Annotated in this window: 11 protein-coding genes; all 11 read right to left on the bottom strand. The window is 67.2% G+C overall.

The genetic code is table 11. The annotated features are described in order from the left end of the window. Positions 1-7 precede the first annotated feature (7 nt). Genes I3J27_RS13190 through I3J27_RS13240 form a run of 11 tightly spaced genes read right to left on the bottom strand, consistent with a single transcriptional unit; the run spans position 8 to position 11,494 of the window. Positions 8-892, bottom strand: coding sequence for an amidohydrolase family protein (locus I3J27_RS13190; protein ID WP_270169795.1), 885 nt, complete (start codon positions 890-892; stop codon positions 8-10). Continuing rightward, a complete protein-coding gene (locus I3J27_RS13195) occupies positions 889-2,010 on the bottom strand; it encodes a vWA domain-containing protein (RefSeq protein ID WP_270169801.1) in 1,122 nt (373 codons plus the stop codon). Before I3J27_RS13195 ends, I3J27_RS13190 begins: the two co-directional genes overlap by 4 nt. Further along, complete coding sequence (locus I3J27_RS13200) at positions 2,007-2,888, bottom strand: AAA family ATPase (RefSeq protein WP_270169803.1); 882 nt, start codon at positions 2,886-2,888, stop codon at positions 2,007-2,009. Before I3J27_RS13200 ends, I3J27_RS13195 begins: the two co-directional genes overlap by 4 nt. Before the next feature lie 12 nt (positions 2,889-2,900). Further along, positions 2,901-3,923 carry a xanthine dehydrogenase family protein molybdopterin-binding subunit gene (locus I3J27_RS13205; protein WP_270169805.1) on the bottom strand — a complete coding sequence of 341 codons (1,023 nt, stop codon included), beginning with the start codon at positions 3,921-3,923 and terminating at the stop codon, positions 2,901-2,903. After that, on the bottom strand, positions 3,924-5,519 hold the full coding sequence (locus I3J27_RS13210; RefSeq protein ID WP_270169807.1) for a xanthine dehydrogenase family protein molybdopterin-binding subunit: 1,596 nt from the start codon (positions 5,517-5,519) through the stop codon (positions 3,924-3,926). A gap of 12 nt (positions 5,520-5,531) precedes the next feature. Beyond that, positions 5,532-6,008, bottom strand: coding sequence for a (2Fe-2S)-binding protein (locus tag I3J27_RS13215; protein WP_270169809.1), 477 nt, complete (start codon positions 6,006-6,008; stop codon positions 5,532-5,534). A 6-nt stretch (positions 6,009-6,014) separates the two neighbouring features. Beyond that, entirely contained in the window at positions 6,015-6,833 is an 819-nt protein-coding gene (locus I3J27_RS13220) for an FAD binding domain-containing protein (RefSeq protein WP_270169811.1), read from the bottom strand. 3 nt (positions 6,834-6,836) lie between these two features. After that, the gene (locus I3J27_RS13225) at positions 6,837-7,280 is read right to left on the bottom strand and encodes an SRPBCC family protein (RefSeq protein ID WP_270172730.1); all 444 of its coding nucleotides are present in this window, start codon (positions 7,278-7,280) and stop codon (positions 6,837-6,839) included. Between the two features lie 5 nt (positions 7,281-7,285). Beyond that, positions 7,286-7,723 (bottom strand): SRPBCC family protein, encoded by a 438-nt coding sequence (locus I3J27_RS13230; protein WP_015686997.1) that lies wholly within the window; start codon positions 7,721-7,723, stop codon positions 7,286-7,288. A 10-nt stretch (positions 7,724-7,733) separates the two neighbouring features. Next, positions 7,734-10,634 (bottom strand): flotillin family protein, encoded by a 2,901-nt coding sequence (locus tag I3J27_RS13235; RefSeq protein WP_270169814.1) that lies wholly within the window; start codon positions 10,632-10,634, stop codon positions 7,734-7,736. 26 nt (positions 10,635-10,660) lie between these two features. After that, the gene (locus tag I3J27_RS13240) at positions 10,661-11,494 is read right to left on the bottom strand and encodes a phosphoenolpyruvate hydrolase family protein (RefSeq protein ID WP_270169816.1); all 834 of its coding nucleotides are present in this window, start codon (positions 11,492-11,494) and stop codon (positions 10,661-10,663) included. Position 11,495: the final 1 nt, after the last annotated feature.

The raw sequence follows: 11,495 nt of genomic DNA on the forward strand, positions 1-11,495 counted from the left end.
TTGTCTGTCAAAGCCGGTAGACGCGCGTGGCGGTGCCTCTGAAGATCGCGTCCTGCTGCTCGGTGCTCAGCGGCGCAGCGGCCGCGCGAAACGCGGCGACGAGCTCGCGGTAGCTGGTCCACAATTTCTCGATCGGAAAGTTGGAGCCGAACAGGCAACGCTCGGCGCCGAAGATCGTGACGGTGTCGGCCACGATGGCCGCGATGTGCGCGAGGTCGTTGCGATGGATGAAGGTGCCGAGCCCGGAGAGTTTCGAGACCACGTTCGGGCAGGCCGCAAGCCGCGCCATCCCGGCGCGCCAGGCCGCGCGCCCCGCGGGTGAGAGATCTTCCAGCATGCCGGCATGCTGGAGGATGAAGGTCACCTCGGGGCAGGACTCCGCAAGCCGCGCCGCATCCGGCATCTGCGGCGTAAAAACCTGGAGATCGAAGCTCCAGCCGTAATCGGCGAGGTACGCGATGTTGCGGCGAACCGCGGGATCGACGCAAAGATCTGGCTTGGCCGCGAAGCGATAGAGTGGGTTCTCGTGCCAGTGCAGCTGCATCCGCGCGCCGCGTACCAGGGAATAGTGCTTGAGGCGGTCGAGCTGCGGGCGCACGTCTTCGACGGCAAAATTGGCATAAGCGACGATCGCGTGGGGCCAGCCGTGGTCTTCGGCGGTCTCTTGCACCCACGCCGTCTCATCCTCGAAACGATCATTGGCCCAGTTGGTCTGGACGTAGACTGACCGGGTCACGCCGGTGCCCTTGAGATCGTCGAGATACTCCTGGATCGGATAATCGCGCCGGATCGGCTCGTAGGGTCCGAAGATGCGGGGCTGCATGGGGCCGGTCAGCCAGGGCAGGTCGGCCTGCCGCCAGATGTGATGATGCCCGTCGACAATCTCGGTCACGCAACTCTCCTTCGTCCCAGTGCCAGTACATGCGCAACGATCGACGCGCTCGAGCCGCCGTCGACGAGGTCGTCGACATGGCGCGCGATCGCAATGAGTCCTTCGGTCTGCGGGCGGAAACCCGGTCCGGTCGCGAGCGGCGTCAGCCAGCTCACGCGCCAGGCCCGCCGCGACAGCTTTGCCACGGCGTCGCGCAGCGCATCGATTTCGCCGCGCTCCAATCCGTCCGAGATCACGACCACGGCTGCGCCGCGCGCATAGCCGCCGAAGCGGGGCACCGCGAGGAAGGCCTGCAGCGCATCGCCGATGCGGGTGCCGCCGTCCCAATCGCTGACGAGGTGCGCGGCCGCGTTCAGCGCCTGCTCGCGGCGCTTCAGCCGCAGCGCGCGGGTGACACGGGTCAGCCTTGTGCCGAAGGTGAAGACCTCGACATTGGGCGCGGCCTGCACCAGCGCATGGGCGAGCTTCATGTTCTCTTCGGTCCGGCTCTTCATCGAGCCGGAGACGTCGATCAGCAGCAGGAATTTTCGCGGGCGCTGGCGCCGCTTCATGTGACCGAGCCGCAGGATCTCACCGTCGCTGCGGACGGAGTCGCGTAAGGTGCGGCGGAGATCGGCGAAGGGCCCGCGGCGGGCCCGCATGCGGCGATGGCCGCGCCGTCGTGGCAGGCGCCGCGGCGCCTCGCGCGCCAGGCGGCGCAGTGCGTCGGTCGTCGACAGCTGAGCAAAACGGCGCTCGACGAGTGCTTCGGTGCGGGTTGCGGTCAGGCCGGATTCGTTGGCGTCATCGGACAGCAGTGGCTCCTCGTCGCCGCGGCCCTCTTCCTGGAGCCGGACGGTCTCGTCGTCTTCGCCATCGTCGACGCGCTCGATCGCCTCGCTGCCGCGGAAGTGCAGATCGAACAGCCGGTCGAAAGTGGCGCGGCGCTCGGGTGGCGGGGCGAGGGTGGCCAGCGCTGCCTGCCTGATATCCCCGAGGTCGCGCGGGCCCAGCAGCTCGATCGCGGTGAGGAACGCGGTGGTCTGCTCCGGCGCGACGGCAAAGCTGTTGGCGCGCAGCAGTGCGACAAAGGACACGAAGACGCGGGCGGCACGCGGAAGCTGGGGTTCGGTGCTCATGCGGTTGCCTCCGCGAGCATGGCGTCGAGCCGGGGCGAGATGAAGTGCAGGTCCTCCTCGTCCTTGAGCGCCACGCCGATCGAGCGCTTGAAGGCGTCGGGCCAGCGCGCGCCGCCCTTGTGCAGCAATGTTGCCGCTTCGGCCCAATCGACGGCCTCGGCGATGCCCGGCGCCTTGCTGAGCGGCTCGCGCCGGAGCTTTCCGACGGCCGCAACGACGGCGCGCGCGGTTGCTTCGGCAACGCTGGAGGCCCGCAACATCACGATCCGTGCCTCGCGTTCTTCCGTGGGGTAGTCGATCCAGTGATAGACGCAGCGGCGGCGCAGCGCCTCATGCAGGTCGCGCGTCCGGTTCGAGGTCAGCACGACGACAGGCCGTTCGGTGGCGCGCACCGTGCCGCGCTCGGGGATTGAGATCTGGAAGTCGGAGAGGAATTCGAGCAGGAAGGCCTCGAACTCCTGGTCGGCGCGGTCGATTTCGTCGATCAGCAGCACGGTGGAATCAGGCGCACGTAGTGCCGCCAGCATCGGCCGTTCGATCAGAAACGTCTCGCCATAGATGTCGATGCTCTCGTCGCCGGCCTGGCGGATCGCGAGCATCTGGCGCGGATAGTTCCACTCGTAGAGCGCCGCAGAGGCGTCGATGCCCTCATAGCATTGCAGCCGAATAAGCCGGCGGCCGAGCACGGCGGCGATGGCCTTGGCGGCTTCGGTCTTGCCGACGCCCGGCGCCCCCTCGAGCAGCAGCGGCTTGCCCAGCGCAAGGCCGAGATAGGCAGCCGTCGCAAGCCCCTCGTCGGCGAGGTAATAGGCCGCGCGCAGCGCTTTCTCCAGCGCCTCCGGACTGTCGATGCCGACGATGTTGCTGCGGACCGCCATGGACGAAGACCTCTAGCGCCGCGCCTGCGGCCGCGCGCCGCCCTGGGCCTTGATCGCGCGCAGCACCTTCTCAGGTGTAATCGGCAGATCGTCGATGCGCACGCCGACGGCGTTGAAGATCGCGTTCGCCACGGCCGGCAGCACCGGGTTCGCACACATCTCGCCGGGACCTTTTGCGCCGAACGGACCATCGGGCGCAGGGCGCTCCAGCACCGCAATGTCATGCGGGCAGATGTCGCCGGGGCCCGGCATCAGATATTCGACGAAGTCGCGCGGGCCGTGCACGGGCTCGGGATAGTACGGCTCCGGCGTCTCGTAGAGCGCGTGGCTGACGCCCATCCAGGCGCCGCCGACGAGCTGCTGCTCGACCAGGCGCGGATTGAGCGCGCGGCCGAGCTCGTAGGCCGAGTCCATCCGCACCATCGCGACCTCGCCGGTCTCGTCATCGACATCGACCTCGGCGACGAGACAGGCATGGGCATAGCATGTGGCCGGCGACATCTCGCCGGTTTCAGGATCGACATTCGAGAGCGGCACCAGGAAGATGCCGCGGCCGGAGATGGTCTTGCCCTGCTTGAATTGCGCCGCGATCGCGACGTCCTTGGTCGAGATCGAGCGGTGCGGCGCGCCCTTGACGTGGATGTTGCCGCGGCCGTCGGTCTCGAGATCGGCGGCGTTGACCTCGAGCTCCTCGGCGGCCGCTTCCATCATCACGCCGCGGGCCTCGCGAGCCGCTGCCATCACGGCATTGCCGACCCGGTGGGTGCCGCGCGAGGCGAACGAGCCCATGCAATGCGGACCGGTGTCGGAATCCGCGGTGTCCACATAGACGTCCTCGACGGGTACGCCCAAGGTCTCGGCACAGATCTGGCGCGTCACCGACTTCATGCCCTGGCCCAGGTCGATCGACGACAGCGCGACGGTGAACTTGCCGCTCGGGTTGGAATGCACCAGCGCCTGGCTGGGGTCGCCGCCGAGATTCATGCCGATGGGATAGTTGATCGACGCGATGCCGCGTCCGCGATGCCGGGTCATCTAGCGCCTCCTGGTGCCGAAGACGGAGGAGAAGCGGGTCGCGCCATGCGAAGGCGCGGCCGGCCGCGGCGAGGGCGGCGGCGGAGCCGGCGGTGGCGGCTCGCGCGGCGGTTCGCGGGTGACGTTCGGCGGCAACCGGTCGTAGCTGGTGCGCTGCTGGATTGGAGCGGCCGGCCTCGCGCGCGAAGAATCCGTTGGCGTCGGCGGGATCACGGCGCGGCTGCCGCCGCCGTCCTTGCGCGAGGAGGCCCGCTTGAACTCCTCGCGAAGCGGCCATTTGGCTTTCTCGGCCGCGACCTGAACGCATTCGACCAGCGCCGTGTTCTTGGCCTCGCGCCGGTGCGCCTTCATGTCTCCGTCGCGGTAGGCATTCAGGATCCGGAACTCCATCGGGTCCATGTTGATGAGATGCGCCAGCTTGTCCATCTGGCACTCGATGGCAAAATCCATCGCAGTGACGCCGAAGCCGCGCATCGCGGTCGCCGGCGTGCGGTTGGTGAAGACGCAATAGACGTCGCCATAGACGTTCGGGATGGTGTAGGGCCCCGGCAGATGCGCGGCGCATTTTACGGCGGCGTAGCTGGACAGCCGCGTATAGGCGCCGCTGTCGAAATAGGCGCGGATTTTTCGCGCGACGATGCGGCCGTCACGCATCACGCCGTCCTTGATGTAGATGCGCTCGGCGCCGCGCGGCGGGCCGTATTGCATCTCCTCCTCGCGGCCGAACACGTAGCGGACGGGGCGCCCGGTCAGCATTGCGCCGAGGATCGCGAGCGGCTCGGTCAAGGTATCGACCTTGCCGCCAAAGCCGCCGCCGACGGTGCCGCCGATGAAGTGGAAGGTGTTGGACGGCACGTCCAGGATCTTGGCGCAGGTGTCGACCGAGAAGAACAGCGCCTGTGTCGAGGTGTAGACGACATAGCGGCCGTTGGTGTCGGGTGCCGCGATCGCGCCGTTGGTCTCCGTCGGCGCGTGCTCGATCGGCGACATTTGGTAGCGCTGTTCGAGGACGTGGTTGGCGGTCGCGAGGGCCGCATCGGCGTCGCCGAAGCGCAGCCTCTGGTGGTCGTAGGTCTCGTGATAGGTGAACGTGTTCTTCGGGTAGGTCTCGTTGACCACGGGCGCACCGGGCTTCAGCGCGTCCTCGACGTCGAACACTGCCGGCAGTGGCTCGTAGTCGACCTTGACCTTGGCGACTGCCTCAAAGGCCTCGCGCTCGCTGTCGGCGACGATGGCGACGATCGGCTCGCCCTTGTAGCGGACCTTGTCGACCGCCAGCGAAGGCTCGTCGTCCTTGCCGAAATTGATCAGGCTGAGAAGCGTGTTGAGATTGACCGGCACGTCAGCGCCGCGAATGATCCGGCGCACGCCGGCCGAGCGCTCGGCCTCGGCCGTGTCGATGCGGCGAATCCTTGCATGGGCCTGCGTCGAGCGCACGACCTTCAAATGCAGCATGCCTTGAAGCTTATGATCGTTGAAATAGCTCGAGGTGCCGGTGACGTGGCCGAGCATGTCCTGGCGCTGGGTGCCCTTGCCGATCTCCTTCAAATTGTCGTCGCGCTCGTCGGCGAAGATGTCCTTGCGCAGTTCCAGCATGGTCGCGTTCCCTTACGCGCTGACCCGGCCGCCGGCGGCGGCGAGGATGGCGTTGATGATCGGCTCATAGCCGGTGCAGCGGCAGATGTTGCCGGAGATGGCCTCGATGACCTCCTCGCGGCTGGGCGAGGGATTGCGGTCGAGCAGGGCTTTGGCGGCCATCAGCATGCCCGGCGTGCAATAGCCGCACTGGGCGGCAAAATTATCGGCGAACGCCCGCTGAAGCGGATGCAGGTTCGGGCCCCGCTTCATGCCGTCCAGCGTCTCGATCGAACGGCCGGCGACGGTTTCCGCCAGCGTCAGGCAGGAGAGCTGAAGCTCGCCGTCAACAAGCACGCTGCAGGTGCCGCAGCCGCCCTGGCCGCAGCCGAATTTGGGCGTCATGTCGCCGATCAGCTCGCGCAGCGCGACTAGGAGATTGGTGCCGCCGTCGACGAAGATCGCGACGTCGCGGCCGTTGTGACGAAATTGCAGGGGTATCTTGGACATGGGGCTCTATTCCTGTCCCGACAGCAGACGGCGCAGATGGACGCCGACGACCTCACGGCGATACCAGGCGCTGCCGAGCGCGTTGTCGGAGGGCGATGTTCCCTCAGTGGCGGCGGATGCGGCGGCGGCAATGGTTGCGGCGTCCAGCGAGCGTCCTTCCAGCGCCCGCTCGGCGGCGCGGGCGCGAATCTGCGTTGGTGCCATCGAGCCCAGCGCGATGCGCGCGCCAGCGATCCGGCCGCCGCTGATCGGCAGATGCGCTGCCAGCGTGATGACCGAGCCGCCCTTCGGCTTGATCCGCGCGATCTTGCGATAGCGAAACGCCTCGCTGCTCGCCGGTCGGGTGCAGGAGACCGACAGCACCAGGGTTCCGGCCTGCCGCTCGCGCGCCTGCAAGAATTCCTCGATCGGGATGTCGCGCGCGCCAAAGCCGCCGGCGACCGCGACGGTGGCATCGAGCGCCAGCAGCGCCACGGTAAAATCGCCGTAGGGGCTTGGCGCAAAGAGATTGCCGCCGATCGTCCCCATGTTGCGCACGGCGGGGCCGCCGATCGAGCGGGCAGGGGCGTGCAGGAAGCCGAGGTCGCGTTCGGCAAGGATGCGTGCGAAGGTGACGCCGGCGCCCAGCGTGATGCGCGGGCCGGAGGCATCGATCCGGGCCAGCGCGTGATCCTGCGCGCGGACCACGGTCGAGATCGAGACATCGCCTTCGTTCAGCGCCCGCATCACCAGCGTGCCGCCGCCGAGATAGCGTGCGCTGCGGTCCGAGGACAGCGCCCCCGCTGCCTCGCTGGCGCTGGCAAAAGTCTTCACTGTCACGGCCATGGCTTACGCGGCCTCCTTCAGATGGCGGCGGATTGCTTCGAACCCGGCCTGGTAAATGTCTTCCGCGACCATGTGGGTGATGCGGTCCCTGTCTTCGGGCTTGGTCGTGAAGCGCGACTCCCAGTGCCAGAACGTGCGGTCGCCATCGGTCACCGGGAGCAGACGGACATGGGCGACGTAGTTGAACATCGGGATCGGGGTATCGAGCAGGCAGTAGCTGAAGCTCTGCTCGAGATCGGACAGCGCCAGCAATTGCTCGCGCAGCTCGGCGCCGTCCTTCAGCTTGAACCGCCTGATGCAGCCGATCTTGTCGGAGGAATGTGCGCGCTCGATCGAGGACGTCGCAACCGCCGGATGCCAGCGGTCATGCCCGTTGAAATCGCGCAGCATTGACCACGCCGCATCGGTCGGCGCGTCCAAAATCGTGCTTTTGACGATGTGCGGCACCGACATCAGCCTCCGAACACACGCTTCAGCGCGTCGAACCCGCCCTGGAACACGCCGCCGCCGATATTGCCGACGAGTTCGGTCTCTCGTTCCGGCGCGCAGTCGAACTCGGCGGTCCATTCCACAAACGTCTGGTCGCCGTCGGTCACGGGCGTGAGTCGCAAGGTCGCGACGTAATTCTCGACGCCCATGGGGGATTCCAGGATCGAGTAGGTGCAGAACATGTCGTAGTCCGAAAGACCGAGCAGCTTCTCGCGGATGCGGTCGCCGTTGCGCAGGCGAAAGTCGCGCACGCACCCGATCTTGTCCGAGGGCTCGCCGCCCTCGATGCGGCTTTCGGCGATGGCGGGATGCCAGTTCGGCAGGCCGTTGAAGTCGCGCACCCGCGCCCAGACGCGGTCGTTGCGCGCATTGACGACGGTGGAGACGTAGACGCGGGGCATAGGTCAGACCTCAGCTCTTCTTCCGCGGACCGCGCTCGGCCGGCGGTTCGCCGCCGCCCTCGGTCGCGGGCGGGGATGCCGCCGGCTTGTCGCCGCCGCCCTTGCGTGCGGACTCCTTGATGCCCTGCATGTCGCGGGCCTCGCGGATCAGGCCCGGCATCTTTGACAGGCTGCCGCCTTCGACGCCGATGTCGGACAGGATGGAGTCGATCAGGGGCGCCTGGACGCGGTAGCGCAGTGCCGAGTCGATCACCTCGTCGGTGGCACTGCGGCCGCCATTCCCGCCATGTCCGTTGCCGTTGAGGCCGTCGACCTGAAGGATGCGGATGCCCTCGATCTTCTCCATCGGCTTGACGCTCTCGCGCACGATGCCCTCGATGCGGTCGAGCAGCTTTCGGCGGAACAGCGAGTAGCGCGCCTGGTCGGTGAGCACGTTCTCGGCCTCGTTGAGCATTCGCTGCGCCTCGGCCTCGACGGTGGCGCGGACGCGCTCGGCATCGGCGGCAATCCGGGTTTCCTCGGCCTGTTTCTCGGCGATCAGCACTTCGACGGTCTTGCGGCGTTTTGCAATTTCGCTCTCGCGCGCGGTGATGACGCGTTCGGTGGCTTCGGTGGCGCGCATCCGCGCTTCCTCCGCCATCGCCTTGGCGGCCGATTCCTCCAGCGACTTCTGATGGATCGCAATCGCCTTTTCCATCAGGACCGTCTCGACCTCCTTCTCGCGGTTGACCTCCAGCTTGCGCAGCTCGCGCTCGCGGCCGACACGGGCTTCGTCGAGGCCACGATCGGAGGCAATGCGCGCGCGCTCGACCTCCTCGCGGGAGGCGATCTCGGCCTCCTGGAGCGACTGGACGCGGGCGACCTCGAGCTGCTCGATCGCGCGGCGGCGCTCCAGACGGGCGGCTTCCAGCGCCTGCTCGCGCGAGACATCGGTGGTCTCGACCTCCTTGCGGGCGACGATCTCGGCCTGCCGGACCTGGCGGTCGGCGTCGATCCGCTCGGATTTCTTGGCTGACAGCGCGATGACGCGGTCCTCGTCGGCGATCTCGACTGCTTTCTTCTGCTCGATATTGAGCACCTCGCGCTTCTTGGACGAGTTGATCCGCTCGGCCTCGAGCGCGAGATCGACGGTGATGCGCTGGCGCTCGATGGCGTCGCGCCGCTTCAGCTCGGCGGCTTCAAGCACACCTGTGCGTTCGATTTCGAGCGAGCGCGTGTCGCGCTCGGCCTGGATGCGTTCGGCCGCGACCGCCTTCTCCTGGGCGATGCGCGCGGCTTCGATCGCTTCGCGGGAGGCGATGTCGGCTTCCTCGACGGCGCGATTGCGCGCGATCTCCAGCGAACGGACGCGCTCTTCCTGCGCGATGCGGGAGGCCTCGGTGGTCTCGCGGGCGGCGATGCCGGCGACCTCCAGCGTCTGGTTGCGCTCGATCTCGAGCTGCCGCGTGTTCCGTTCGGCGGCGATGCGCTCGGCAGCGAGCGTCCGCTCGCGGGCGATGCGGGCGGCTTCCACCGCGCGCTGCGCCTCGATCTCGGCCTCCTGAATGGTGCGGACCTGCTGGATCTCCAGCGCGCGGGTGCGTTCGTCGGAGGAGATGCGCTCGACATTGACGATCAACGTCTGGGCGATGCGGGCCTTTTCGGTGGCTTCGCGTGCGGCGATCTCGGCCTCGTCGACGGCGCGGGTGCGCTCGATCTCGCGGCGCCGGGTCTCTTCCTCGTTGGCGATGCGGGCGTCGGTGACGACGCGGTCCTGCTGGATGCGGGCCTTCTCGATGGCCTCGCGCGCCGCGATCTCGGCTTCCTCGACGGTGCGCATGCGCTCGATCTCGCGCTGGCGGACCTCGCGCTCGCTGGCAATGCGCGTCGTGTCGATCGAGCGCTGGTTGGCGATGCGGGTCTTCTCGATCTCCTCGCGCGCCAGCAGCTCCTTCTCCTCGATGGTGCGGGTGCGCTCGATCTCCTTCTGGCGGGTCTCGCGCTCGGAGGCGATGCGGGCCTCCGCGATCGCCTGTTCATTGGCGATCCGTGAGCGCTCGATGGCCTCGCGGGCCGAGATCTGGGCCTGCTCGGCCTCGGTCTCGCGCAGCGCGCGTTCGCGGGCGACTTCCGTGCGCTGGAGCGCGCGGCGCATCTCGATGTCGCGCTCCTGCTCCAGCCGGGCGGTCTCGCTTTCGCGCTCGATCTCGAGCGCCTGCCGCTCGGCTTCCAGGTTGCGGGTGCGGATCTTGATCATCGAGTCCTGCTCGATGTCGTTGCGCAGCTTGCGCCTCGCCTCGATGTCCTCCATCAGCTTGGTCAGGCCTTCGGCATCGAAGCGGTTCGAGGGATTGAAGAATTCAAGGTCGGTCTGGTCGAGATCGGTGATGGCGACGGATTCCAGCTCCAGGCCGTTCTGGGCGAGGGCTTCCGCCGCATTGGTCTTGACGCGCGCGACGTATTCGCCGCGACGTTCATGCATCTCTTCAAGGGTCATTTCGGACGCGACCGAGCGGATCGCGGAAATGAATTTGCCGGCCAGCAGCGCATGGAGCTGCTCCGGCTCCATGGTGCGGCGACCGAGCGTTGCGGCTGCGATCGAGACGGCTTCCCGGGTGGCCTGGACCCGGACATAGAAGTCGGCCTCGATATCGACGCGCATGCGGTCGCGGGTGATCACCGCGTCCTGCCGCGAACGCACGATTCCCATCGGCTGCACGTTCATGTTGACCGGCGTGTAATCGTGAATGAACGGCAGCACGAAGGCGCCGCCGTTGATCACCACGCGTTCGCCGAGGAGGCCGGTCCGGACGAACGACACCTCCTTGGAGGAGCGGTGGTAGAGCCAGTTGACGATGTAGACGCCAACCACGATCACGATGATGGCGACGATCAGCCAGAGGATGAGCTCGCCGACCAGGATCCCTGACATGTTTCCCTCCCTCAATCTGACAGGCGTTATCGCGCGCCGATCGCCTTGAATTTGCGTACCTGGTCCGTCAACGCTTGCTCCACCGGAAGCCGCTCCATCGAGGAGGCGCCGTAGAAGCCGTGGCAGTAACGGGTGTTCTTCATGATGAAATCGGCATCCGCGGGATCGGCGATCGGGCCGCCATGGGCGAGCACCAGAATGTCGGGATTGACGCTGAGCGCGGCGGAGGCCCAGGTGTCGATGCGCGCCGGGCAGTCCGTCAGTTTGAGCGCGGTCTGCGCACCGATCGTGCCGCCGGTGGTGAGTCCGAGATGGCAGACGATGATGTCGGCGCCGGCGATCGCCATCGCGGCGGCTTCCTTCTCGCTGAAGATGTAGGGCGTCGTCAGCATGTCCTTCTCGCGCGCCTTGGCGATCATGTCGATCTCCAGCGCGTAGGACATTCCGGTCTCCTCGAGATTGGCGCGGAAGACGCCGTCGATCAGCCCGACGGTCGGAAAGTTCTGCACACCGGCGAAGCCGAGCGCCTTGAGCTGGTCGAGGAACACATCCATGTCGCGGAACGGATCGGTGCCGTTGACACCGGCCAGCACCGGCGTCTTGCTGACCACGGGCAGCACCTCACCGGCCATCTCCAGCACGATGGCGTTGGCGTCGCCATAAGGCATCAGCCCGGCGAGTGAGCCGCGCCCGGCCATGCGATAGCGGCCGGAATTGTAGATCACGATGAGATCGACGCCGCCGGCTTCCTCGCACTTGGCCGACAGGCCGGTGCCGGCGCCGCCGCCGACGATCGGCTCGCCGCGCTTCGCCATCTCGCGAAACCGCTTCAGAAGTGTAGCGCGTTCAAACCGGGCCATC

The sequence above is a fragment of the Bradyrhizobium xenonodulans genome (genome assembly GCF_027594865.1).
GTDB classification, from domain to species: domain Bacteria; phylum Pseudomonadota; class Alphaproteobacteria; order Rhizobiales; family Xanthobacteraceae; genus Bradyrhizobium; species Bradyrhizobium xenonodulans.